The sequence below is a fragment of the Paraburkholderia jirisanensis genome (genome assembly GCF_054782355.1).
The window spans coordinates 483746-507779 of the sequence record NZ_BAAGSQ010000026.1 but is presented as its reverse complement, the minus strand read 5'-3'; the positions used below and the strand labels follow the sequence as shown (position 1 = coordinate 507779).

23 protein-coding genes are annotated in these 24034 nt (G+C 57.1%); 14 read left to right on the top strand and 9 right to left on the bottom strand.

The genetic code is table 11. The features are described from left to right. Positions 1–21 precede the first annotated feature (21 nt). On the top strand, positions 22–1356 hold the full coding sequence (locus ACYVNQ_RS18610; protein WP_460904033.1) for an MFS transporter: 1335 nt from the start codon (positions 22–24) through the stop codon (positions 1354–1356). 94 nt (positions 1357–1450) lie between these two features. Here the strand turns inward: ACYVNQ_RS18610 and ACYVNQ_RS18605 are convergent, their stop codons facing one another. The 5 genes from ACYVNQ_RS18605 to ACYVNQ_RS18585 all read right to left on the bottom strand — a co-directional run bounded on the left by ACYVNQ_RS18605 (position 1451) and on the right by ACYVNQ_RS18585 (position 6813). Next, positions 1451–1945, bottom strand: a complete 495-nt coding sequence (locus ACYVNQ_RS18605) for a bacteriohemerythrin (RefSeq protein WP_460904032.1) — start codon at positions 1943–1945, stop codon at positions 1451–1453. A 39-nt stretch (positions 1946–1984) separates the two neighbouring features. Then, a complete protein-coding gene (locus tag ACYVNQ_RS18600; protein WP_460904031.1) occupies positions 1985–3364 on the bottom strand; it encodes an MFS transporter in 1380 nt (459 codons plus the stop codon). Between the two features lie 88 nt (positions 3365–3452). After that, the gene (locus tag ACYVNQ_RS18595) at positions 3453–4445 is read right to left on the bottom strand and encodes an ABC transporter substrate-binding protein (RefSeq protein WP_460904030.1); all 993 of its coding nucleotides are present in this window, start codon (positions 4443–4445) and stop codon (positions 3453–3455) included. A 28-nt stretch (positions 4446–4473) separates the two neighbouring features. Beyond that, positions 4474–5496, bottom strand: coding sequence for a 2Fe-2S iron-sulfur cluster-binding protein (locus tag ACYVNQ_RS18590; RefSeq protein WP_460904029.1), 1023 nt, complete (start codon positions 5494–5496; stop codon positions 4474–4476). 27 nt (positions 5497–5523) lie between these two features. Then, on the bottom strand, positions 5524–6813 hold the full coding sequence (locus tag ACYVNQ_RS18585) for an aromatic ring-hydroxylating dioxygenase subunit alpha (RefSeq protein WP_460904028.1): 1290 nt from the start codon (positions 6811–6813) through the stop codon (positions 5524–5526). A 152-nt stretch (positions 6814–6965) separates the two neighbouring features. On the opposite strand from ACYVNQ_RS18585, the gene ACYVNQ_RS18580 reads away from it, so the two are divergent. After that, positions 6966–7292, top strand: a complete 327-nt coding sequence (locus tag ACYVNQ_RS18580) for a non-heme iron oxygenase ferredoxin subunit (RefSeq protein ID WP_460904027.1) — start codon at positions 6966–6968, stop codon at positions 7290–7292. Positions 7293–7395: 103 nt separating this feature from the next. Here ACYVNQ_RS18580 and ACYVNQ_RS18575 read toward each other — a convergent pair whose 3' ends face one another. After that, on the bottom strand, positions 7396–8076 hold the full coding sequence (locus ACYVNQ_RS18575) for a class II aldolase/adducin family protein (RefSeq protein WP_460904026.1): 681 nt from the start codon (positions 8074–8076) through the stop codon (positions 7396–7398). Positions 8077–8421: 345 nt separating this feature from the next. On the opposite strand from ACYVNQ_RS18575, the gene ACYVNQ_RS18570 reads away from it, so the two are divergent. The 3 genes from ACYVNQ_RS18570 to ACYVNQ_RS18560 all read left to right on the top strand — a co-directional run bounded on the left by ACYVNQ_RS18570 (position 8422) and on the right by ACYVNQ_RS18560 (position 10608). Next, positions 8422–9225: an IclR family transcriptional regulator gene (locus tag ACYVNQ_RS18570; protein ID WP_460904025.1), complete on the top strand. Its 804-nt coding sequence runs from the start codon at positions 8422–8424 to the stop codon at positions 9223–9225. A 249-nt stretch (positions 9226–9474) separates the two neighbouring features. Beyond that, complete coding sequence (locus tag ACYVNQ_RS18565; protein ID WP_460904024.1) at positions 9475–10074, top strand: chromate transporter; 600 nt, start codon at positions 9475–9477, stop codon at positions 10072–10074. Further along, a complete protein-coding gene (locus ACYVNQ_RS18560) occupies positions 10075–10608 on the top strand; it encodes a chromate transporter (RefSeq protein WP_460904023.1) in 534 nt (177 codons plus the stop codon). It begins immediately after the preceding gene. Positions 10609–10642: 34 nt separating this feature from the next. Here ACYVNQ_RS18560 and ACYVNQ_RS18555 read toward each other — a convergent pair whose 3' ends face one another. Next, entirely contained in the window at positions 10643–11764 is a 1122-nt protein-coding gene (locus ACYVNQ_RS18555; RefSeq protein ID WP_460904955.1) for a porin, read from the bottom strand. A gap of 5 nt (positions 11765–11769) precedes the next feature. Beyond that, positions 11770–12819 (bottom strand): HoxN/HupN/NixA family nickel/cobalt transporter, encoded by a 1050-nt coding sequence (locus ACYVNQ_RS18550; RefSeq protein ID WP_460904022.1) that lies wholly within the window; start codon positions 12817–12819, stop codon positions 11770–11772. Between the two features lie 200 nt (positions 12820–13019). Between ACYVNQ_RS18550 and nikR the strand changes: the two genes are divergently transcribed. Next, entirely contained in the window at positions 13020–13454 is a 435-nt protein-coding gene (nikR, locus tag ACYVNQ_RS18545) for a nickel-responsive transcriptional regulator NikR (protein WP_460904021.1), read from the top strand. A 21-nt stretch (positions 13455–13475) separates the two neighbouring features. Here the strand turns inward: nikR and ACYVNQ_RS18540 are convergent, their stop codons facing one another. Beyond that, on the bottom strand, positions 13476–15239 hold the full coding sequence (locus ACYVNQ_RS18540) for an ethanolamine ammonia-lyase reactivating factor EutA (RefSeq protein ID WP_460904020.1): 1764 nt from the start codon (positions 15237–15239) through the stop codon (positions 13476–13478). A gap of 319 nt (positions 15240–15558) precedes the next feature. Here ACYVNQ_RS18540 and ACYVNQ_RS18535 point away from each other — a divergent pair, with 319 nt between their 5' ends. The 8 genes from ACYVNQ_RS18535 to ACYVNQ_RS18500 all read left to right on the top strand — a co-directional run bounded on the left by ACYVNQ_RS18535 (position 15559) and on the right by ACYVNQ_RS18500 (position 24033). Then, entirely contained in the window at positions 15559–17295 is a 1737-nt protein-coding gene (locus ACYVNQ_RS18535; protein ID WP_460904019.1) for an ABC transporter permease, read from the top strand. A 30-nt stretch (positions 17296–17325) separates the two neighbouring features. After that, the gene (locus ACYVNQ_RS18530; protein ID WP_460904018.1) at positions 17326–18426 is read left to right on the top strand and encodes an ABC transporter ATP-binding protein; all 1101 of its coding nucleotides are present in this window, start codon (positions 17326–17328) and stop codon (positions 18424–18426) included. A gap of 26 nt (positions 18427–18452) precedes the next feature. Next, positions 18453–19073 (top strand): cupin domain-containing protein, encoded by a 621-nt coding sequence (locus ACYVNQ_RS18525; RefSeq protein WP_460904017.1) that lies wholly within the window; start codon positions 18453–18455, stop codon positions 19071–19073. A 2-nt stretch (positions 19074–19075) separates the two neighbouring features. Further along, complete coding sequence (locus tag ACYVNQ_RS18520; RefSeq protein WP_460904016.1) at positions 19076–19684, top strand: cupin domain-containing protein; 609 nt, start codon at positions 19076–19078, stop codon at positions 19682–19684. Between the two features lie 78 nt (positions 19685–19762). After that, positions 19763–20881, top strand: coding sequence for a cupin domain-containing protein (locus tag ACYVNQ_RS18515; protein WP_460904015.1), 1119 nt, complete (start codon positions 19763–19765; stop codon positions 20879–20881). Positions 20882–20993: 112 nt separating this feature from the next. Next, positions 20994–22055: an ABC transporter substrate-binding protein gene (locus ACYVNQ_RS18510; RefSeq protein ID WP_460904014.1), complete on the top strand. Its 1062-nt coding sequence runs from the start codon at positions 20994–20996 to the stop codon at positions 22053–22055. A 274-nt stretch (positions 22056–22329) separates the two neighbouring features. Next, positions 22330–23481 carry a porin gene (locus tag ACYVNQ_RS18505; RefSeq protein ID WP_460904013.1) on the top strand — a complete coding sequence of 384 codons (1152 nt, stop codon included), beginning with the start codon at positions 22330–22332 and terminating at the stop codon, positions 23479–23481. Positions 23482–23565: 84 nt separating this feature from the next. Next, entirely contained in the window at positions 23566–24033 is a 468-nt protein-coding gene (locus ACYVNQ_RS18500; RefSeq protein ID WP_460904012.1) for a hypothetical protein, read from the top strand. The last annotated feature ends 1 nt before the right edge of the window (position 24034 follow it).

Here is a 24034-nt window from a genome sequence, read left to right as displayed (position 1 = left end):
TGCAGCTGGAGACTAGCGACAATGAACCAAGCCGTAAATTCATCAACGATTCGCGTTGCGGAGCTTGTTGACGAGCAAAAGATCGGCCCATTTATCTGGAGCGTCGTATTCATTGGATTTATGTGTCAACTCTGCGATGGCTATGATCTTTCGGCCGCCGCATTTGCATCAATCGGTATTGCCCGCGAGTTCGGAATCGAAAGACACGCGTTGGTCCCCCTGTTCAGCGCCGGTCTTTTCGGCATGCTGTTTGGCGCCTTGGGGTTTGGCTACGTCGGCGATCGCTGGGGCCGGCGCGTAGCCATCCTCTCCTCGACATTGCTCTGCGGTGTGTTTACGCTGCTTAGCGCGACGGCCCATTCCTTTCCTGTGCTGATGGCCTTCCGCTTCCTTACCGGAATTGCGCTTGGCGGGCTGCCCGCCAATACCGTGGCGTTGACTGCCGAATACGCACCGCAGCGCATGCGCTCGCTGCTCATCACGACGATGTTTGTGGGGCTGACTTTCGGCGGCGCGCTACCCGGCCAGCTTGGAAGCTTGATTCACCCCACGCAATGGCGCCTGATTTTTACCATCGGTGGTCTTGCGCCGCTTGTGACCGCCGTCCTCGCGAGCATCTTCCTGCCCGAGTCGATCAAGTTTTTGTCGGTGCGTAACGCGTACGATCCTCGGATCGTGAAGCTTGCACGCAGGATCCGTCCGGAATTGAGCATTCCGGTCGATACGCGATTTCAGATCCTTCATCTTGCGGAAAAGAAATTCCACGTCAGGCAGCTTTTTGAAGGCAATCTGCGCATCATTACGCCCCTGATCTGGGTGATGTCAATCACGACGCTGTTCGCGAACTTCTTCATGAACAGCTGGATGCCGACGCTTCTGAATTCATTCGGCCTGAACCCGCACCAGGCCGAACACGCTGCCTCCATGTACTACCTGGGTGGCGTGCTCGGCGGCCTGCTGATGTCGTTGATGCTCGACCGGGGACGCCTGTGGGTCGTGCCTCTGTATATGGCGCTCGGCGCGCTGGCGGCCCTGCTGCTGGGGCTGCAAACCCACTCGATGACACTGGCCCTTGGCGTATTCGGCGTGGGCCTCTTCATCCTGGGGACACAATCGGGGACGAACGCGCTGATGGCGCTCTGCTACCCCACTCAGATCCGCGCCTCGGGTACGGGTTGGGCACATGGTCTGGGACGCCTTGGCGCCATTGCCGGCCCGATGACCGGTGGCAAACTGATCCACATGCACGTGCAGATGGCACAGATCTTCTGGGCACCGGCCATCATGTCGGTCGTCGGTTGTATGGCCACGATCTGGCTGTCACGCGCCGCCCGGGAGCGCTTCCCAACGCGATAGCGCATAGTCGCCTTTCGCATCATCGACACCGGCCGCAACGCGCAAAGCATGTCGATCGCCACGCCGCCCCGGTTCCACTTTTCAGGTTTGTCGACTACAAGGTCCGGCGCAGCACAACCGGCATTCCACCCATCGTCTGTTTCGTCATCCACGCGGCCAATGCGGAATCCAGGTAGTCCGCATGGCCGGGAAACCAGCCAAACAGATGCATACCAAAATCACGCACCATGCTTGCGCCGGCTCGCCCCGCTTCCAGTTCCGCCTTGACTTCGCCTACCGACCTTAAAACCGCCGCATGCTCTTCGATGTGACAGTCGCGCGGCGGGAATTTCGTCGCACGCATCCATTCGTCTTCCTGCTCAAAATGGCTGATCGCGTGTCGCTCGAATTCATGGATTGCAGCAAGCGCGCTAGTCTCGGAACAGCTCACGAGGCGTAGCGCGACCTCGTAGAATTCCTCGTGCACGTTATCCATTGGCGTGAACCCGAGCAGCCGCGCATCCGACCAGGCCACGCTCGCATCGCTTTGCCGCACCGGCGCTTCGAGGTCAGCCGCTGCGGAAACGTACTCAAAATCTTTTGCGTTCATTCTTTTCTCTCAAAGAATCGCCTTTGTAACGGTTCCCGTCTATATCAAACGGGTCAGACTGACACACGCGGCAATGGCGGCGAAACCCGCACCGGTGACCAATGCAACCACGCCGGCATGATGAGGTTCAATCAGCAGAATGAACGCCGTCAGCACAGCACCGCACGTCTGTCCAAGCACGCGCGCTACGCTAATCATGCCGCTTGCATTGCCGGTTCGGCCGGTCGGTGCGAGGGCGAGAAGCGAACGATTGTTAGGCGTCTGGAACAGACCGAAGCCTATCCCGCAGACCGCCATGCGCCAGCCGATATCGAACGAAGAGGGATGTGACGGCAGTAGCGCTAGCAACGACAGGCCCGTTGCCAGGACAGCCAGCCCCACGCCACCGAGCGCCCCCGCCTTAAAGCGGCTCGACAACGAACCCGCTAGCGGTGCGATGCATAAGACGGCGATCGGCCAGGGCGTAATGAGCACGCCAGTTTCCATCGTGCTGCGCCCGAGCGCATCCTGGAGCATGAACGGCAGCGAAACGAACGCGAGCATCTGCGCCGTAAACGAACAGATCGAGGTCAGGACGGCCAGCAGAAATGCCGGTTTAAGCAACAGGTCTACCGGCAATAGCGGCCTGGTTCGGTTTCGTTCGCGACGCACCAGCAGCCACGCACAGATCGCTGCCGCCGATAGCTGAATGACCACGCTTGCGCGGATGCCGCCAGCGTGACCCATCTGATCGACGCCTAGCACGAGCAAGCCGAACATCGCTGCATTCAGCAGTGCACTGAAGTAGTCATACTCTGCTTTTGATACAGGCGGCCGGGGCAGCGCCTTGAATCCAACGAAGAACGTGATAATGCCAAGCGGCACGTTGATCGCAAATAGCCACGGCCATGTTGCAACCGACAGGATAGCCGCGGCCACCGTCGGCCCGGCCGCGGTCGAAATGGAAACGACCGACGCATGAATACTGACACCGCGCCCGAGCAGCCGCGATGGATAAATCATCTTGACGATCGCGGTGTTGACGCTACCGATACCCGCCGCGCCCAGGCCCTGCAGCACACGCGAAATGACCAGCGCGTCCAGCGATTTCGACATTGCACACATCAGCGATGCGAACGTGAAGAGCGCCAGCCCCACCATGTAGATGCGCGCATAGCCGACACGGTCCCCCAATGACGACAGCGGCAACAGCGCCATGATTATCGAAAGCTGATAAGCGTTGACGATCCACACCGACTCCGAAGGGCTGATGTGCAATATCGTCGTGATGCTGGGCAACGCAATATTGGCAATCACGCTATCGAGGCTACTGAGCGCGGTAGCAAGGGATACCGCCACCACGCCAAATATCAGCTTGCTGCCGGTCAGGCTTTCCTCCTTTGCAACGATACCCGTCTGCCCGATTGCGATTTGTCGCATGATGATGCTCTTCCGCGATCAAGGTTAAAGACGTAGAGGATTTTCCAGGGATTTGCCAAGTGTTTCCCCGGCGTCTCTCGACGACAGGTCAAACGCTGAAGCTTTCGAGGCTTGCCGGATGGAAGAGATCCTTCGCGATCAGCAGGCGGCTCGAAAGTCCCTCTGCGTAATGCTGTGCCAGGAACCGGTTGAGCACGTGCTCGCTCGCGGCGAAGCCGTACGACCAAAAGTCGTCACCCATCAATTCACGCGCAGCGCGCAGTTGAGTCTCGATAAACGGCAATGTCACCTTCGTCGCCGATGTATCGGCCAGACGGTGCAGTGCGATCGCCTTCGATTTCTCGAAAGCCTTCATCACCGACATCGGCAGCCATGGATGCTGTTCAACCAGTGTGCGCCGGATGCCTAACGTGTGCATGATCGGAAACAGCTTTGTTTTGCGATACCAGGCCTCAGCTTCGGCTTGCGGATCGTCGAACAGATACTTCACGTTCGGGGAGCCTCGATCGAAACACGACGGTGCCCGCGGGCCGATCAGCGCATCGATTTCACCGGTGTCGAGCATTCCGGAAATCGTCTTTCCTTCAGGTGCATTCACCAGTTCCACATCTTTGGGCAGGTTCAGGCTGATCTTTTCGACGCGGGTTGGGTCTTCGTACCCCCCACGCACCCAGGTCACATCCGCTGGCCTGACACCGTATTCTTCCTCGAGAAACAGGCGCACCCACACGTTGGCGGTCAACTGGTATTCGGGCACACCGATGCGCTTGCCTTTCAGATCTTCCGGTTTGTCGATACCTGCGTTCGCGTTCACATACACCGATGTGTGACGGAACGCACGCGACGGGAATACCGGAATAGCCACGTACAGAGACGTACCTGCTGCCGTCTTCACAGAATAGCTGCTCAACGACAGTTCACAGATGTCGTAGTCCGCATGACGCAATGCGCGAAAAAAAATCTCTTCCGGCTCCTGCAACAGGAACGTCGGATCCACGCCCTCAATCTGCACTTCACCATCCACCAGGGGGCGCATACGGTCATAGGGGCCGACCGCAACGGAAAGCTGCAGCTTGCTCACATTGTCTCCTTTAGAGAGCAAAGAAAAATCAATAGAACTGGTCGAAGTGCACCTGCCCGAACGGCACGCTGCGCGCCAATAACATCTTCTGGATCGCCTGCCCCATCGCTGGCGGGCCAGCGAAATAGATTTCCAGGTCGCGTAGAGCATCACCAAACATCGACTCGGCCAGCTCATGCACAAAGCCGGTGTGACCGTCCCACTGCTCGCCGCCCGCGTCCGAGACGGCCGCGTTGAAATGAAGATGCTTGCCGAAACTCTCGAGTGCCTCGAGCATGTCGCGTCCGCAGACATCGCGTGGTGTACGGCCGCCATACAGGAAATTCAGTTTGACACCGCTCATTCCCGGGTCTGCCGCCACACCGCGCGCAATCGAAATCATCGGCGCGAGGCCTGAACCGCCAGCGAGACACAGAATGTCGCGCTTCACGTCGCGACGCAGATAGGCCATGCCGTAGGGGCCATCGATTTCGATCTGCTGGCCCGTTTCCAGTGTGTCGAACAGCGCTTGGCTACCGTGCCCATTCGGTACGCGACGCACCTGGAAATCAAGCACTCGTGCGCGCGGGCCTTGCACAATGTTGCTCATTGAATAGGCCCGCTGACCGTTCACACCAGGCAGCCTCAGCAACGCGTACTGTCCCGGCTCAAATCGCATGTCATCCGAAAGCTCGAAACAGAATTCCCGGATATCGTGCGTGACCGGACGACGCAATGTGAGCGTACCGGTCACACGTTTTGGTTGATGGACGGGCGCGTAATGCCGACTCGGACGTACCTTGATCGTGCAATCGGTTCGCGGCGCGCACTGACAGCCGAGATACCGGCGGCGCTCGCGATCTTTCGCAGTCCAGCCAGGTGCCTCTTGCCATCTCGCGTCAACCTCGCCTTCTATCAATTCGAATTTGCAGTTACCGCACGCGCCGACATTGCACTCGTACGGAAACGCGATGTTATTGCGCAAAGCCGATCGCAACAGCACGTCGTCGTTACCGCATTCGAAAAACTGATCGGCACCAGCCAGCGTGATGCGATGTTTCTGCTTGCTCACAAGGGTCTCATCCATGTCGACGGGGGTTCAGATCGACTGATGCTGCTTGCCCGCTTCCGCGATCATTGCATCGCGTGCGCCTTCGCTAAACGGCATTTCACGCTTCAGCAGAATGGCAACCGAACGAACCTTCTGCGACTCCGGATCGCGGCCTGGCGGCAGCGTGCCGTTCTCGGCGAGCGCGCGCGCCGACTTCATGATCCGGCTGCGCATCATGATGATGCCGTTGTCGGTGCCAACCAGGTTCTCTCTCGTACGATCCTGGATCGGCCCCATGCTCTCCTGAAGCGACGCATCCTGCATGGCGATGCCGTCCACTCCGCTGTACGTGGTGCCCGCTCTCTGCGCTGCGCGGTCCATCAGATAGTTGTTGGTCTTGTTCTGCTCGGGAACATAGTTGCTGCCCGGCACGTAGCGCACGTGGATACCCTTGCCGTCCCGCATCGCCTGCAGTTCGTCTTCCGTCAAATCGCGCGTCGGATGGTAGTCGAAGCTCCATGCCCAGCAATTATGATCGTCGATCGGCACCCAGAAGTGCCCATGTACCGGGTGATCGCCGCGCGGCGGAACCATCGTGAAACACGGCATCACCCACGGCGTAATACGCCAGTAATACTGATCGTCCTCCGCATTGCGCCGCACGCCGATTACCAGTCCGCCTGACGCTTCGACAACCTCGAAGACGGGAGCCAGGTCGTTCATGTTGTACTGGTTGCCCTTCGCGCCCTTGAACAGAGGATCGGCGTTGAGGCTGCCGCTGTGCAGGAACGAAACATGGCTCGAGTCGATACCGCCTTCGAGTGCCTGCAGCCAGTTGCATTCCTGAATTCGCTTGGTCATGAACGACTGGCGTGCTGGCACCGTCGAGAATTCCCACGCAGGCAGCGGCGGCTGCTGGTCGGCCGGCCCCATGTACACCCAGATGACGCCGCCCTGTTCAACGAGCGGATACGACTTCAGCTTTATCTTTTCCGCGTAGCCGCTTTCCTTCGCTTCGGATGGGACCTCGGTGCACTGACCGGCCACGTTGTATTTCCAGCCGTGGTACGGGCAGCGAATACCACCCTCTTCATTGCGACCGAACCACAGCGACACGCCACGGTGTGCGCAGAACTCATCGATCAGACCGAGCTTGCCCTCTGAATCCCGGAACGCAAGCATGCGTTCCGACAGCAGCTGCAGACGAACTGGTTCACCACCCGGCTCCGCAAGTTCTTCCGACAGCAACGCCGGCAGCCAGTAACGACGGAACAGTTCGCCCATCGGCGTACCGGGTCCGGTTTGTGTGACGAGATCGTTCTGCTCTTTTCTCAACATGGTATGTGCCTCAGGGTTACTGTTGCTGCGCGACGCAGTTGTGACGCGGTTGTAATCTGCCTTTCTTTTCGTTCTTTTATACGGAACGCTGTTCACAGAGCAAGAACAAAGTTATCATCGGACCCACAACATGTCAACGATGGAGATTCCCTATGAGTCACGCTTGCGCATTCGCTCACCTCTGCCACGCGGGAGACGTAGCCGAAGGCAAGGCAATCAAGGTCGAAAAGAATGGCCTGACACTCGCCGTATTCAATATCCAGGGCGAGTATTTCGTAACGGATGACACCTGCACGCATGGTCCGGGATCGTTGTCGGAGGGCTATATCGATGGCCACACCGTGGAATGCGATTTTCACAACGGCTCGTTCAACATCAAGACCGGCGAGGTTGTCGCGCCGCCATGCATGATTCCGCTGAAGACGTACAGGACGCACGTCGAAGATGGCGTGGTCGTGATCGAAACTGATGGGGAGTGAAACTGATGCACAGGGCGTTTCGGCTAACGCTTGGCGCGTGCGCTCTTGAAGGGAGGAAACCAGCCTGGGTGCCTCCCACAGCAGGATGATTGTCGTTAGCCAGTCACGAACGGAGTTTTCCCGCGTGATAGTCCCACACCTTTTTCAGCAGATTCGGCTTCCACAGATTGCGGCCGATCGTGTCGATCTGTTCGGGCGATAGAACCATCGGTTCACCGAGCTGTTGCGCGAGATACAGCCGATGCGCGTTCTCTTCGAGATAAAACGCGAGCACGAACGCTTCAAGAATGCCTTCCGCCGCAATCACGGCGCCATGCGACTTGAGCATGACGACGCGGTGCGCGCCCAGGCATTCCGCCAGTTCCTGACCCATCCGCTTCTCGTTGATTGAAACCGTCCTCGGGAACGACTGAATCTCGCCGAGCACCGCAGCCTGCATGATTACCGGCTTCACAACGTTACCGGTCATGCTGAACAGCGTGGACCAGGTAGGATGCGTATGCACAACCGAGCTAACGTCCGGGCGCCTGCGATAGACTTCCGAGTGAATGTGAAACTCCATCGGCGGCGCTGCATCGCCTTCAATCAGGTTGCCGTCGAAATCGATCGTCACAATATCGTTCGCGTCGAGCGCACTACGCGTCGACGCGCCCGAATTGATCAACATGCGATCCTGACCTGTTACACGCCAGCTAAAGTGGCCGTTGAAGTCGATAACGCCGGCGCGTTCGAGCATCCGAATGGCGTCTACCAGCATCTGCTTCTGTTCAATGTATGCACTCATTGCCTTTGCTTCCCAATCATCACGATGCCTGTCACAGCCTGCCCTCCTTGATTCGATATCCGTGCGGGGTCGCGCTCACTGTTTCAAGCCCTGGGCGGACCATGCCAACCTGTTCTCATATGCGGAACACACGTATGTTATTATGGAACAACTTTAAGTTTCCCTGCGGGTCGGTACAAAAGTCAAGACAAACGGGATAGAAACTGGGGTTAGTACGCATGCGTCAAGAGGGGGAAATCCATCGGCAAACGCTGGGGCGCCCTATAGACTGCGTTTCGTGACGATCGCCTTTCGCGACGATGCGCGCTAAATTTGATGAGGATGTTTAAACTGGACGCAAAAGACATGCGGAACAACGAAGCAGACAAAGAACTGGAAGCGGAACAGGATGGGCCGCGCAGGCTGTCATCGGTAACGGCGGCATTGCGACTGCTCAAGATGTTTTCGCAAGAAGAGCCCGAGCTGGGCATCAGCGTATTGTCAAAACGCATGAGTCTCGCCAAGAGCACAGTGCATCGCCTATGCGCTGCACTGCTGGCGGAAGGCTTGCTGGAACAGAACCCAGACAACGGCCGATACCGGCTCGGCCTCCTCTTGTTCACACTCGGCGGCCTCGTGCGCCGGCGTTTCGACGTAACAAAGCAGGCGCTGCCGTTCTTGCACGTGTTGCGCAAACAGACAGATGAAACCGTGCACCTTGCAATTCTGGACGATACAAGCGTCGTCTACATGTTCAACCTTGAGAGCGAACAGACGATCCGTATGCGCTCGTATATCGGCGTGCGTAAATCTGCCTGCTATACAGCAGAAGGGCATGTACTGCTCGCGTTCAGCACGCCGGATGTCGTTTCGCGCGCAATCAGGCAAGGCCTCGTCGCGCAAACACCCAAAACGAACACAGATACGCAGGCGTTTCTGAAATCGCTCGAGGAGGTTCGTCGCGACGGCTATGCGATCGACGATGAGGAGTCTGAAATCGGCATGCGTGGCATTGCCGCGCCCGTGCGTGACACGACGGGCAATGTCGTCGCGGCGATCGGCTTCGGCGGGCCCGCGCAACGCCTGACGAAGAAAGCGCTGCGTGCCGCGGTGCCGCATCTGATCGCCGCGACGGACGGCATTTCTGCAACGCTTGGCTATCACCCCTGAGATCGTCAATCAGGATAGAGCGTATCCACTCGAGCGGCGCAAAGCCTTGCCGCCTTCGCGTGACGAGCCGCCTTTAGCAAGGGTTCTGCACGAACAATCTTCAAAGCGCTGTGCCCGACAGGCACGGCGCTTTTTATTTTGCGTAACACAAAGGCATCGACATCGAGCAAAACCTGATTGCCCGACGTACGGTCAGCGTGCTAAAAGTATAGCTTATTGATACTGGAATGCGGTTCCTTTATATGGAACATGCATTTTAACCCCTGCCGAGTTCATGCCATGTCTACCGTCGAAGAACCCGCTGCCGCTTCTGCAGCTCCAAACGTCGCCTTATGGGACATATTTACGACATTCGTGCGCATCAGCGTGATGTCGTTCGGCGGCAGCACTGCCGCATGGTCCTATCGCGCAGTTGTGGAGGAACGCAAATGGCTGGATAACGACGCGTTCGTCGCCGGCATGACCCTATCGCAAGTCATGCCCGGTGCAAACCCGGTCAATGTTTCGCTTTATGTCGGTCAACGCCTGCGCGGGTCGCTCGGCGCGCTTGTCGGTGCGCTCGGCATGATTTTGCCCGCTCTTCTCGTTGTACTCGTGCTCGCGGTGCTATACGCGCGTTTCTCAGGCTATCCGCTCACACACTTTCTGCTGCTCGGCATTGCCGCTGCCGGTGTCGGTGCGACGTTTTCGATGGGCGGCAAGGTTGCGATGCGCATCGAGCGCAAGCTACTGCGCTACGTGTTTGCCATTGTCTCTTTCGTCGCGGTCGGTATGTTGCACTGGCCTACCGTGCCTGTCGTGCTCGTGCTCGTGCCTATTAGCGTCCTCTGCGCTGCCATGGAAAATTAAATGGATAACGTCCTGTTAAGAATGGTCCTTCTGTTCGCGCCGCTTTCCGCGCTTTCGTTTGGCGGTGGCCAGACCATCATTGCCGATATCCAGCTTCAAAGTGTGTCGGTCTACCATTGGCTCTCTGGCCAGGAATTCGCGGATCTCTTCGCGATCTCGCGCGTATCTCCTGGACCGACCACCTTGATTTCCGCGCTGATCGGCTGGCATATGGCGGGCTTTATCGGCGCGATCGTGGCGACGCTCGCGATGTATATCCCGTCGTCAACGGTATTCGTCACCGTGACGCTGTTCTGGCATAAGAGCGAAGGCACGCGTTGGCGTCACGCGATCGAGCGCGGGCTGGCGCCAGTTGCGGTTGGCTTGATCTTCGCTGGGGCCGTTGCGGTGATGCAATCCATGCACGCAACGACGTTTACCTGGGCAACCACGGCTATTGCAGGTTGCGTCGTCCACTTCACCCGGCTCAATCCGTATATTCTGATGTCAGCCGTCGCACTTGCTTACGTGGCCATGTTTTACCTGCCACTCTGAGAGTAAAGCGCGGTCCCGCTACTGCGTTGAGATATCAGAAGTGGTGGCGAATGCCCGTTGCGAATAATAACTGGTTGTTTCTGCTGGAAGGCACCATCGAATTGATGACGACCGGCGCTCCAGCCGAAGCGCACTGATAGATCGCTTCGATGTAGGTATCAGTGCGCTTTGTCAGCAGGTAATCCGCTTGCAGCGCGCCCTGATTCCAATGCGTGTCCGTACCCTGCGTGTACGTATACATAGCGCTAAGCGACAGCGTAATGCTCGTCTGCCACGTGCCGTAGACCTCGTAATTATCGAAGGCTACCGCTCGAGCGGGCAGATCCGTTCGCGTGTCGACCACGCCGCTATAGATAGATCGCGTCCATGACGCTGCCAGCGTAAATGCGCCCAACGCCTGGCTTGCGCCGACACCAAAAGTGTTTTGCGTCTGCACTGAAGCATCGAACGTAGTATGGTTTGTGCCCGGCAATGTGACTGCATCGTAAGCGCCACGTTCTGAATTGCCCCGGCCGTCCACATGCAGCCAACTCGCCCCTGCGTTGAAGCCGCCGCGAGCATAATTCGTACCGATGCTGTACGCACGATTGTCCGCAAACCGCCCTGCTGTGTTTGAAAAAGCATACATCCCACCCAAACTCAGCCCGCCAAACGACGAACTGCTGTACTTCAGCGAATTGCGTGCGAGCCACGAATTATTCGTGTTGTCGTTGTCGAAGGGATGCGCGAACGCAGTGCCGCCGCTGCCGCCCGTCAGCGTGAACGGAGCGAGGTAATCGTGGATAGAATCGTATTGGTGCCCGAGCGTCAGCGTGCCATATTGGTCATTCCCGATTCCTAAATAATAAGGATGGTCGTTCTGATCAACGCCTGTGGTGACGCTGAAGCCACGCTCAAGACGAAAGACTGCCTTGCTACCGCCGCCAAGGTCTTCCGAACCTTGCACGCCCAGAAAGCTGCCATCGATCAGACCCGATGCAAGCTGATATTGGCGCCCACCGCGGACATTGTTCAACCAGACGGCGCTCGCATCGATTTCGCCATACAAGGACACACTGCTTTGAGCCAGTGCGTTCGAACCGAACGCACCCAGTGCTGCAATCAGACCAATACTACCGACGCCTCGCCTGACGCGTTTATCGTGCTGCCTCGCCATCGCGATCACACTTCTATTTCATCGATACGCTGCCATTTATAGACGATGGTAGAAGCCAGCCAGATGAACAGGCACAGGCCGATAATCGCATAGCCAACCATGCCGAAATTATCCCCGATCGTACCGACGCCATCCCAGAACGCGCCGTTCAGATGCAACTTGTCTGCGATCAGCCCGAGTGCTTCTATTCCGCCCACGCCGATTGCGACAACCGCCGACACCAAGGTAATCGTCATGTTGTAGTAAAGCTTGCGGATCGGCTTCATGAACGCCCAGCCGTACGCGCCCAACATCAGGATGCTGTCGGTCGAATCGACGAGAGACATTCCGGCTGTGAACAGTGCCGGAAACACCATGATCGACCAGATAGGCACACCGTGCGACACCTGTGTAGCCGAAACGCTGAGCAAGCCGATTTCGGAAGCCGTATCAAAGCCGAGTCCGAACAGCACTCCAAGCGGATACATATGCCAGCCGCGCGAAATCAGGCGAAACATCGGCTTGAAAATGCGCGCCAGCAAGCCGCGATTGGCGAGTAGAAGATTGAGGTCCTCTTCGTCGTACCGCTCGCCACGGCGGACGCGCATAAATGTAGCAACCACGGATTTCAGCACGATCAGATTGATCGTGGCAATGATGAACAGAAAACCCGCCGATACCAGCGTGCCGATTACACCTCCGATCGCCTGCAAGGTCTCAAAGCGATGTTGCAGAGCGATCGCTGTCGCCGCGATCGCTGCGGTGGCGGCAATAACAATGGTCGAATGACCCAACGAGAACATCAACCCCACCGTCACCGGGCGCTGCCCCTCCTGCATCAGCTTACGTGTGGCATTGTCGATTGCAGCGATATGGTCTGCGTCGACCGCGTGACGCAGACCAAAGCTGTAGGCAAGCAGGGCCGTACCAAGCAGCACCGGCTGTCCGTGGAACGCGATGAATGCCCACGCCCACGCGCCGAGATTGAACACGCCCAGCAGCGCATACATAGCAGCGATACGACCTCGAACATTCAGGTCAGCATCGTTAAAGAGGAATTTGAGGAATTGAATCATTCACGTCTCCACCGAAAGATCTCGTCATGCGCACGGCCGCGCATCGCTCATACGTTTTTCGAAACTCCTCATACTCCGAGGCAGTATTTTCTGTTCCACATAAAGGAACCTAGAGCCTTTATTTGGAACATCCGGAAAGAATGATGATGTGTATGCTATGGTGGTGTCAAGACGCAATCTGCGTGGCAATGGATAGCAACATGCAACGCATCACGATTACGATTGACGATTTTCTGCTCGCAACGCTCGATCAAACGACGAAACAACACGGCTACAGCAGCCGCTCGGAGGCGTTACGCGACATCCTGCGTGCCCATCGTTCGGAGGAGTTGCTGAATGACGTGCACGCGCAATGCGTAGGAACGTTGACAATCGTGTTTGAGCACGGCGTGCGCGAGCTCGCGCAGCGCCTATCGGATGCGTATCACGCGCAACACGCGCTGATCGTTAGCAGCAGTCGCATCTATCTCGATCACGACAATTGCCTCGAAACAATCGTGCTGCGCGGCGCAGTGGGGACGATTCAGCAGTTTGCGTGGTCACTTGCGTCACAACGTGGTGTGCGCAACAGCAACCTGCATCTGATGCCGTTGATGGAAGAGCGTGTTCCGCCACACGAGCATTTGCACGTGTGACAGCGTTCGTTTCTTTAGGCGCTAGTTGTGGCTACCCGAGTGGTCATGTGCGTGATCCACATGGTGGTGGTGCCCATGGTCGGCGCCGTGACCATGGCCATGATCGTGATGTTGATCCTTGCCCGCGGTAACGTGATGATGGTGACGATGGACGGTGCCATCCTCGTGTGCATGCCATTCGGATGTATCGGATTTGCCGTGCAGGCTGGGGTCTTCGCTGAACACCAGCGATTTGACGGTGACGGGCACGGTGCGTGACGGCATACGGATGCGGCCCAGATCGACGTAATCGAGCCCCCGAAGCGAAACGCCATCAATCACGAACAAATCATTTCCGTTCAGTGTTTCGCGTAACAGGTTGCCAAGCGAATAGGCGATGTCGCCATCGGCAATGACGTACAGCGGTTTGCCGGCAGCGACAGTCGATTGATTGCCGTCGATCAATCCGCGCGCGAGCGCAGCAAGGCGAGAGTATTCCGGCGGTCCCGCCCAACGCACGACGATCGCCACATCCTGATCCCCCTCCTTCAGATCGTAGCGCTGGAAGCTCTTGCGCAGCGATTCAGCTACGGCTGCAGGATCGATTAACCCGGTCATGCGCTCTTCGATCGGCACGACCTGCATATTTTTTCGCGGCAACAAGTTGCGCGGATTCGAAATGAACGTCGTGTTTCCGCTCAACTGAATGCTGTATTCCGACGCGCCGAGAACGGTCGCGCGAATGCATTCGATGGCGGGTAACAGCGGCCACGGCACTTGCGTTGCGAGCACGCGCCGCCGCACCGCCGCGCCGAAAAGCTTCCCGAGGTCGAGGAAATCGCGCGTCTCCCGCTCGTACACATATTCGCCGACACCACCGGAGAAGATCAAACCATCCAGTTCTCCCAGATCGCCAATCGGATCGGTCAGAAAAAGCGAATTCAGGTCATCAGCGGTGAAGCGCTCGGTCAGTACCCGCACAAGCGCCTGCGCCATCCAGTCGGCAACCTGCGCAAGCTGCTCGCGCGTCGTCTGGCTGCCGATTTCCCACGCGAATCCCGCTGCTCGTGCGTGGTCTTTGCCCGCCGGGTCGAGCCGCGTAATTCTGCCTTGCTGGTCCGTCACGATCAGACGACCGCCCAGGTGAACCGCAGCCGTGCCGATCACGTTGCCGGAATCGACCAGACCCAGTTTGGTCGTGCCGCCACCGATATCGACATTCAGCACACGATGTTTGTGTTCGTGCGAGTATTTCGCTGCTCCAGAACCGTAAACGGCCAGCATCGCTTCCATGTGATGCCCGGCAGTCGCGCAGACAAACTCGCCGCCCTGTTCGGCCAGCATATCCGCAATGCCCTCGCTGTTCTCGCGCCGGAGCGCTTCGCCAGTAAGGATCACCGCGCCGGTATCGATGTCGCCTGGACTGAGATTGGCCTCCTTGTAGGCCGAAGCAACGATACGTTCAAGGCCCCGCGTGTCCATCTGCGTCTCGCTCAGATACGGTGTGAGCGAAATTGGGCTCTGGTAGATCGGCTCACGCCCAACGATGATGTAACGGCTCGACAGTTCTTCTGCGATGCGCCGCATATGAATACGCGAGAACACGAGCTGCGTACCCGACGAACCGATGTCGATACCTACGCTGTTGAGAACGACGTTATCGAGCAGCCACACAGCCTCCTGATTTGTTTCGGATTCCGCAAAATCGTGATCGTGATCATGATCCGCATCGTCGCCATGCTCGTGATCAGGGTCGTAACCGTACAGATGATCATCAAGCGAATGAACGTTTGTATCGTTCGGCATAGGGTGTCTCCGGTTTGTATGACCTATGTGCCGGGATCATACCGCAGCTTGCGCGATTGCATCACCTCTAAAATGGAACGACTCTCCGCATACGAGAATAGTTCAGATTGCAGTAGTGAGCACCCAAGTCACTGGCATAGAGCAAATAAGGCCGTGTAGCAGCCAATAAAGGCGTCCAACCTAGGGCTAACCCACCCCTCCCAATCCTTGACAAAAATCAACCACGCGCGCTCAATGTCGGCACCGGACCCACAAATGGAAACGGCGTTCCATATAAAGGAACTGTAAAATGGAATGAGGTCACGCAAGGAGACAGTTGGTGGAGCTTCAACTTGATGTCACCAATACGCCGCCCCGATTCTGGAAGCGGCTCGATTCAAAATGGCTGGTGGTAAGCAGTACGATTCTCATCGTCGCAGTACTGGCATTGATTCCACTGTGTTTCCTGCTGTGGCAGAGCTTCATGACGCCGCAGGGTGCAGATGCGCCACCGCAATTCACGCTCGCCAATTACCGTATTGCGTTCGGTAGCGCGGACTCCTGGTCTGCTTTCGCGAATTCGGTGGAGTTTGCCATTGGCGCTGCGCTCGTTTCGTTTGTTGTCGGCTCAGCGCTTGCCTGGATCAACGAGCGCACCAATACGCCCTTGCGTCGCCTCTTCGCGGTGGTGACGGTGGTGCCGCTGATCAATCCGGCGATCCTCTTCACCATTGCCTGGATTCTGCTTGCCAGCCCGAAGATCGGGGTTTTGAACGTTGCGCTGATGCATTGTTTCAACCTGTCGCATCCGCCATTCAACATCTACAGCATGGGCGGGATGATCTGGATCGACGGATTGCAATATTCACCCATGGCGTTCCTGCTGATGTCGGCAGCGTTTCGTGGCATGGACCCGTCGCTGGAAGAGTCCGCCATCATGAGCGGTGCCGGTCTCTTCAGGACGACATGCAGCGTCACACTTCGCCTTGCCGTACCAGCAATCGTTTCGACGGTTCTGATCCTGTTCGTGCGAGCCGTCGAATCATTCGAAGTGCCTGCGCTCATTGGCCTACCGGTAAAAATCCAGGTTCTGACTTCGTCGATTTATGAAGCGTTGCAGCAGTATCCAACGCCGACCGGTCTGGCCTCTTCCTATTCAACGATCCTGCTGCTCATCACTTCGGTCGGGATCTTCATCCAGAGCCGCTTGCTTGCAAAGGGCGGCAAATTTGCAACGGTCAGCGGCAAAGCGTTCCGTGCACGCGCAATTGACCTCGGTCCCTGGCGCTACTTCACGGCGGCAATCTTTGTGCTGTATGCGCTTGTGATCGTGGTTCTGCCGCTACTCGTGCTGCTATGGTCGTCATTCCAGAAGTTTTATGTGCCACCGTCGATGGAGGCGTTGCACCATCTGACGCTCGATTCGTATCGCTACATCTTTAGTTATCCGGAACTCAAGGAGGCCGTGGGCAACAGCTTGCTTCTCGGTTTCTCCTGTGCGACGTGCGTGATGCTGCTTTCCGCCATCGTGTGCTGGATAGTGATCAAGACAAAGATCCGCGGGCGTTGGCTGCTTGACAACCTTGCTTCGCTTCCAATGGTGTTTCCAGGCCTGGTGTTAGGTCTGGCATTCATGGTCTTTTTCCTCAACGTCAACATCGGCATCTACGGGACGCTGTGGATTCTCCTCATTGCTTACATCACGCGATTCATGCCCTATGGGATGCGTTATACGCAAACCTCGATGATTCAACTGTCGAAAGAGCTCGAAGAATCAGCTGAAATGTGTGGTTCTGGCTGGGGCACGACGTTCCTTCGTATCGTTTTGCCACTACTTAAGCCGGGTTTGATGGGCGGTTGGATTTACGTGTTCATCGTATCGATCCGCGAACTGTCTGCTTCGATCCTGCTGTACAGCCCGGGTAGTGAAACGATATCCGTCGTCGTCTGGGAACTGTGGCAAAACGGGCAATACGTAGAACTGTCGGCGTTGAGCGTGATGTTCGTGATCGGACTGTTCGCGCTTGTATCGCTTGCGCAGTGGGTTGGCGGCAAATTCGGCGTGAAATCGATCTGAACCGGCCGCAACAGAATTATTGAGGCGACAATGCTGAATATACAGAATCTGAACACGGTGTATCTCGACAGTCACGGCGCGAAAGTCGCAGGCATTGAGAACGTGAGCTTCGAAGTCCCCGAAGGCAAGCTTTTCACGCTGCTTGGCCCCAGCGGCTGCGGCAAATCCACGACTCTGCGCTCGATCGCAGGCCTTGAAAAGCCCGATGCCGGCAAAATCACAGCAAACGGTGTGACCGTTCTTGACGCAGATCGCAAGATCTTCGTTCCACCAAACAAACGTCAGTTTGGCATGGTGTTTCAATCTTACGCCATCTGGCCGCACATGACGGTATTCAGGAATTGCAGCTTTCCCCTTGACGTTGGCAAGAGGAAATTTACGAAACAGCAGATTGCCGACAAGGTCATGCGCGCGCTTACCGCGGTCGGTCTCGATCATGCGGCGGATCGCGATGCAACGAAGATGTCTGGCGGCCAGCAGCAGCGCCTCGCTCTCGCTCGCGCGATTGTGATGGAGCCGAAACTCCTGCTGCTCGACGAGCCGCTGTCGAATCTCGACGCAAAGCTGCGCGACAAGATGCGCTTTGAACTGAAGCGCCTGCAGCGCGAGTTGAACGTCACGACTATTTACGTCACGCACGATCAAGAAGAAGCGCTGGCAATGTCGCATGAAATTGCCATCATGAAGGACGGCCACATCGTTCAGAAAGCACGTCCTCGCAGCATCTACGAGCAACCTGCCAATCGGTTCGTCGCAGATTTCATTGGTAGCACGAGCTTCGTAGATGGAACCGTCCGAGACACACAGGGTGACGAGCTAACGATTAGCTCCACCATCGGCACGATCAGAGTGGCCAACGGTGTCGGCATGAACGTCGGCACGAAAGCCGTCGTGTCGCTGCGGCCCGAGAACCTGGAGATCTTTGCCAGCAAGCCAATAGTCGAACATGGAAATGTGTTTGAAGGCACGGTGTATTCCAAGGTATTTCTTGGAGAAACGCTTGACCTTCAGATCAAGATCGGTGAACAGATTCTGCTTGCGCGTGCGCATCCGTCGCACCGCGAGCCGGTTGGCACCAAGATTTGGGTCGCAGTAGATCCATCCCGTTGTGTCGCATTGAACCCTCAATAGATTCGCTGTACCAACAAGGAGTCGTTATGTCTGAATCAAGCATCGACGCGAACTTGACGCATGAAGAGGCTCAGCCCGCGGAAGAATCGCATCACAGCACCGCTGGCAATGTGAAGAATCGCGTATTCGTGCGTGGCATCGAGGGCGCATACAACCTGAACGTGGAACTCGAGCGCCTGCGTTCCGTTCCGCGCGTGCGCAAAGGCAAAGAAATCAAGTTTAGCAAGGGGCCGCAGACGTTCAGCCGTCACTACGTGCAGCCGAAAAACGGAATCACGCAGACGTTCCACATCCATCTTGAAGAATACTCGCCCGGCGGTCACTCGCAGAAACACGGCCATGTGAACGAGGCAGCGTTCTACATCCTCGACGGCATCGGTTACGAGGTGCACGACGGCATCCGCTATGACTGGGAAGCCGGCGACATCGCGATCGTCCACAACAACTGCGTGCACCAGCACTTCAATCGCAGCCTCGACAAGCCTGCACGTGCGCTTGTGATCAAGACAAAGCCGATGTTCATGTTCATGAACATGCTGTTCCAGAAGACGGTCGAACCGCGCCCTGATGAGCCGTCGCCAACCGGTGCGGGTTTCGTCGCACGCATGGAAGAGACTGATTTCAATCATCCGGAAGGAGGCTACTGATCATGGCATGGACCGAATCGGGAAACTGGCTGGCAGGCAAGGAAAACCGCGCGCTTTACAAGGACCTGCTGGAGCACGCCGAACAGGCCCCTGAGCGTAACGCCAAGCGTGCAAAGATTGTACGGCCCGAGAATATGCCGTGGGAAATGTCGCAGCAAGGCCTGCTCAAGCACCTGCTGAACGAAAGCATGAACACACGCATGGAGACGGTCGACGCATACATGCAGATCATTCCGCCGGGCAGCAAGTCGGGCAAGCACCGTCACCTCGCTGAAGAATGTCTGTATGTGCTTGAAGGTCGCGGCTATGACCTGCATCAGGATTACGACGTCGAAATCGTCGATCAATACACGTGGAAGCCAGTCGGTGACGTCGAGCGCTTCGAATGGGAAGCCGGCGATGTGATCTATATACCGCCTGGCACCGCCCATCAGCATTTCAACGCCGACCCAGATCGCCCCGTGCGCCTGATCTCGGCAATCAATCGCATTTTCTGGAAGAGCGGCCTCAACGATCTGCAGCAACTCGAAGACGCGCCGGAATACGATCCGGCGGTGACGCTCACCGCCGAAAAGATTCGCGAGTACCTGAAGAGCACCGCCACCGTCTAGGTACCACCTGAACAAGATGGCTTGCGGCTCCGCGAGCCATCTTGTTGTGTACGCAACCCGCATCGAATGGAGAATTCAATGAGCAAGAACGCAGTGGTTTCCGAGGACATGGCGAAGAAATTCGCTACCGAAAAGGAAACAGCGTATACGCGCTGGATTGCCCAGCAGGGCCTGGACATCATCGATGGCCATTATGTCCAGGACTTGCGTACGGTTGATCTCAAGGATTGGGCGCGTCGTGGAGGCAGGGGCGTCTACATCAACCACGAAGCGTCGCGTACGTCGAACGACTGCTACGTCTGCGAAATTCCGCCGGGCAAATCGCTCGCACCTCAGCGCCAGTTGTTCGAAGAAATGATCTATGTGCTGAGCGGCCGCGGATCGACTACCGTTCGCAACGAGGCAGGTGCGGAAGTCACGTTCGAATGGCAAGCCGGTGCCCTCTTCGCCATCCCGCTGAATTGCTGGCACACGCACTACAACACGTCTGGCAAGGACGCTGCACGCTTTGTTGCGGTCACGAACGGGCCGCCTACCATCAACGCGCTCGAAGACATCGATTTCATCTTCGGCACAGCGTATGACTTCAAGAACCGCTTCAACGGCGAGCCCGACTATTTCGCGAATGGCGGCGAGCAAAAGGGTCTGCTGATGGAGACCAATTTCGTCGCCGACGCGGTGAACCTGCCGCTGATCAGCGCTGCCGAGCGTGGCGCCGGCGGTGGTCATATCCGTTTCAACATGGCGCGCGGCTCGCAGAACAGCCACATTTCGCAATTCCCGACCTCGACGTACAAGAAAGCGCACTCACACGGCCCCGGCGCGCACGTCATCATCATGAGTGGATCGGGCTACTCGATGATGTGGCGCGAAGGCGAAGAGCCGAAGCGTTACGACTGGCAAGCCGGTTCGCTGATCACGCCGGCCAACGGCGAATTCCACCAACACTTCAATACGAATCCGAATCCGTCGCGCTACCTCGCGCTCAAGCACGAAGTCGTCTCCCAGCGCAATTCTCAGGGTGTGCCAAAAGCGTGGATCTCGCGGCGCATCGGCGGCTGCCAGATCGACTACGCGGACGAAAATCCGGTCATCCGTTCGACGTTCACGTCGGAACTGGAAAGGATTGGCCTGAAGATGCAGATGGATGCCGCGTACAAAAAGGAACTGGAGACGCTTCCGCAGGTAGCCGCCTGAATCCCGGTCGCTGACTCCGCTGCCGCGCTACCCCGCTAACCCGGTGCAGCTGAAGGAACGGGGGACATCAGATCGATGTGCCCCGCCAAAGTAAACATATCGGAGACTCTTGATGAAGAAGAATTTCCGCCTCGCAGTCATTGCTGGGCTCGCCGGTGCCGCGCTGACGTTTATGAGCGCCAGTCCCGCTTTCTCGGCCGGCTATGTGTCGAGTGAATCGGTTGCGAAATACAACGGCGCAGATCGCACGCAAAAGCTGATTGCCGGGGCGAAACAGGAAGGTAGGCTGACGGTGTACTCGTCCCTGCCCCCCCCTGATTTCGACCCGATAATCAAGGCGTTTGAGCAGAAATACGGCGTGCAAGTAACGGTTTGGCGCTCGAGCGCTTCCGGCATTCTGCAAAGGGCCATTTCTGAGGGCCGTGCCGGTCGCTACGAGGCCGACGTGTTTGAAACCAATGGCCCGCAGCTTGAGGCGATGTATCGGGAAAAACTGTTGCAGCCGATCAATTCGCCGGTTCTGAAAGAGCTGATTCCGGCAGCGGTGCAGGACAGCAACGCATGGACGGCTACCCGCCTGAACGTGTTCACCGTCGCATACAACACCAATCTGATCAAGAAAGCGGATCTTCCGAAGTCGTACAAGGATCTGCTCGATCCGCAGTGGAAGGGCAAGCTCGGCGTGGAAGGCCAGGATTCGTTGCCGTGGTTTGCGCAAACCGTGCAAAACCTTGGCGGACAACCAGGGGTCGATCTTTTCAAGCAGATTGTTGCAAAGAACCATGTGTCCGTGCGTCGCGGCCATACGCTCGTGGCAAATCTGGTGGCCTCGGGAGACGTGCCGATGGCGTTAGGCATCTATAACTACAAGGTTCAGTCCATGAAGGAGGCCGGTGCACCTATCGACTGGTTTTCGATCGGGCCAGCTGTCACCCAGCCGAACGGGGTCGGTGTCGCACACATGCTCAGACATCCGAATGCAGCTGTCTTGTTTTATGACTTTCTGCTCACCGACGGTCAGGCCGTGTATGCAGCACACGATATGGCTGTGACGAATACGACGGTAAAACGCAAGCTTCCGGACGTGACGATGCAGATCATTTCGAATAAGGACATCATCGACAACCAGGCAAAAAACCAGGCATTGTTCGATAGCGTGTTCAGCGGCACGTAGTCAATGCCGGGGCGGGAAAGTCTCCCGCCCATTTAAACTTGCCCCTGAAAATTCAGTAGCTTCCCGAGCCGACCGGTTGCCGCGCGAAAACCCAGATCGGCGTCCAGTCAGCGCCGCCTCACATGTCAAATTCAGTGTCGCAACCATTATCGGTTGGTGTGCATCGGGCCGCTTAATTAGGTATGCGATGCGTAGTGGATAACCAAACCCTTCCTGCGTGAACGGAACAACCGGATATAGACCGGTTGTCATTTAAAGTCATGATTGGAGACATATGAAAACAAAATTACTTCCGCTGATCGCTTTCCCTGCCCTGGCCAGCATTGCGCACGCTCAAAGCTCGGTGACGCTGTACGGCATCATCAACGAGGGCATTAACTACGTGAACAATCAGGGTGGCGGGTCGGTCGTCGGGCTGATCAAAGGTCAAACCAACGGCAGTCGCTGGGGTCTGCGCGGCGCTGAAGACCTTGGCGGCGGCATGAAGGCGATCTTCGATCTGGAGAATGGTTTCGACGGTTCTGCTGGCACGCTCTCGCAAGGCGGTCGCCTGTTCGGTCGTTCGGCGTGGATGGGTCTGCAAACGCCCTATGGCCGACTCACGATGGGTCGACAATACGACGCCATGCATGATGATGTGGGCGAGCGCCTGGCGGCAACGGGCATTTGGGCGTGGGTCGGGAGTCATCAGGGCGATTTCGATAACCTGAACGCCAATTTCCGGTTCGACAATTCGATTCGCTATATCTCGCCCATCTTTAAAGGTTTCAGGTTCGATGGGGAATTTGCGCTAGGCGGAACGCCGGGCAACTTTGGCACGAATCGCCGGTATCAACTGGCGATGACCTATGATTCAGGTCCCATTCTCGGTGCGATCGCATACGAGAATATCAACAACCCGGCTGTGTCCGTCTACGATAGCGAGGTCGCGCCGACTGACCCGACTTTCAAGTCGCCGGGTAGATCTCCGTCGTTCAGCGGCTTTCAGTCGGCCAATACGCAGGCGATCTTCGCCGCAGGTATTGGCTATCGATTCGGCACGGGAGGGCAAGTCAGTTTTGTCTACACGCGCACGATCTTCAGCGATATGCTGCGGACCTCTACAACGCCGAACACCGGCTCGGCCACGTTCAGCAGCTATGAGGGCAACGTCCGTTATCGCTTCATGCCAACGTTGATGTTCGCTGCTGCCTACGACTATACGATGGTGCGCGCACCCGGCAGGTCGGCGCACTATGGTCAGGTTAATTTCGGTCCGGATTACTTCCTGTCCAAAGCCACCGACATCCAGCTTAGCGGGATCTGGCAGCACGCTAGCGGCGTTGATTCAACCGGCAAGGCCGCGGTCGCAACGATCGGATCGCTGGGTGCCTCCACCACGCCAACCCAGATCGCAGTGAAGTTCGTGCTGCGACATCGCTTCTAGGCTACGCGGAGCACACAGAGCCCTGTGTGCGTCCTTCTGAACGAAATTTGATGGCCATGACGTTCGAACCGTGGAAGTAAAGCTATGCCTGACTACCAGACTCCATCTGAAGTGCGTTACCGGATTCAGACGCCGAATTCTTTCCCGCGTCGCATTCGCGTGATCGCACTGACGGACAACGATCCCGAAGTCTCGAACTGTCGCACCTATGCCGACGTGGAATTTTCGAAGGCTAGCGATTTCGCCGCACTTTTGCAATGTCCTGATGCCGGGCCAACCTCGAACGCCAACGCATTAAACGACTGGCTCGGCATGCCTGATACCGTCGTTATTTCGGGCCGTGAAGGTGACGACGCTCAAGCGGTTGCCATCGCGGCGAAAGCCTATCGCATGAATGGCGTCACGGTGTCCGTTGTGATCAGCCCATCCGCGGAGAAATCGAACCGCACGGCCGATACGCTGCGCCCCTGCAGCACGATGATGGTTCTTCCCGCGAAGTCGGGTCATCTGGACGATCTGCTTTCCGCGCTCGGCGCACAGCAAGGAGATTAAT

Bases quoted from the DNA above. Each gene is read 5' to 3' on its own strand.
- ACYVNQ_RS18610 (WP_460904033.1), top strand. From the start codon at position 22: ATGAACCAAGCCGTAAATTCATCAACGATTCGCGTTGCGGAGCTTGTT.
- ACYVNQ_RS18605 (WP_460904032.1), bottom strand. From the start codon at position 1,945: ATGAACGCAAAAGATTTTGAGTACGTTTCCGCAGCGGCTGACCTCGAA.
- ACYVNQ_RS18600 (WP_460904031.1), bottom strand. From the start codon at position 3,364: ATGCGACAAATCGCAATCGGGCAGACGGGTATCGTTGCAAAGGAGGAA.
- ACYVNQ_RS18585 (WP_460904028.1), bottom strand. From the start codon at position 6,813: ATGTTGAGAAAAGAGCAGAACGATCTCGTCACACAAACCGGACCCGGT.
- ACYVNQ_RS18580 (WP_460904027.1), top strand. From the start codon at position 6,966: ATGAGTCACGCTTGCGCATTCGCTCACCTCTGCCACGCGGGAGACGTA.
- ACYVNQ_RS18575 (WP_460904026.1), bottom strand. From the start codon at position 8,076: ATGAGTGCATACATTGAACAGAAGCAGATGCTGGTAGACGCCATTCGG.
- ACYVNQ_RS18570 (WP_460904025.1), top strand. From the start codon at position 8,422: ATGCGGAACAACGAAGCAGACAAAGAACTGGAAGCGGAACAGGATGGG.
- ACYVNQ_RS18565 (WP_460904024.1), top strand. From the start codon at position 9,475: ATGCATTTTAACCCCTGCCGAGTTCATGCCATGTCTACCGTCGAAGAA.
- ACYVNQ_RS18560 (WP_460904023.1), top strand. From the start codon at position 10,075: ATGGATAACGTCCTGTTAAGAATGGTCCTTCTGTTCGCGCCGCTTTCC.
- ACYVNQ_RS18555 (WP_460904955.1), bottom strand. From the start codon at position 11,764: ATGGCGAGGCAGCACGATAAACGCGTCAGGCGAGGCGTCGGTAGTATT.
- ACYVNQ_RS18550 (WP_460904022.1), bottom strand. From the start codon at position 12,819: ATGATTCAATTCCTCAAATTCCTCTTTAACGATGCTGACCTGAATGTT.
- nikR (WP_460904021.1), top strand. From the start codon at position 13,020: ATGCAACGCATCACGATTACGATTGACGATTTTCTGCTCGCAACGCTC.
- ACYVNQ_RS18540 (WP_460904020.1), bottom strand. From the start codon at position 15,239: ATGCCGAACGATACAAACGTTCATTCGCTTGATGATCATCTGTACGGT.
- ACYVNQ_RS18530 (WP_460904018.1), top strand. From the start codon at position 17,326: ATGCTGAATATACAGAATCTGAACACGGTGTATCTCGACAGTCACGGC.
- ACYVNQ_RS18525 (WP_460904017.1), top strand. From the start codon at position 18,453: ATGTCTGAATCAAGCATCGACGCGAACTTGACGCATGAAGAGGCTCAG.
- ACYVNQ_RS18520 (WP_460904016.1), top strand. From the start codon at position 19,076: ATGGCATGGACCGAATCGGGAAACTGGCTGGCAGGCAAGGAAAACCGC.
- ACYVNQ_RS18515 (WP_460904015.1), top strand. From the start codon at position 19,763: ATGAGCAAGAACGCAGTGGTTTCCGAGGACATGGCGAAGAAATTCGCT.
- ACYVNQ_RS18510 (WP_460904014.1), top strand. From the start codon at position 20,994: ATGAAGAAGAATTTCCGCCTCGCAGTCATTGCTGGGCTCGCCGGTGCC.
- ACYVNQ_RS18505 (WP_460904013.1), top strand. From the start codon at position 22,330: ATGAAAACAAAATTACTTCCGCTGATCGCTTTCCCTGCCCTGGCCAGC.
- ACYVNQ_RS18500 (WP_460904012.1), top strand. From the start codon at position 23,566: ATGCCTGACTACCAGACTCCATCTGAAGTGCGTTACCGGATTCAGACG.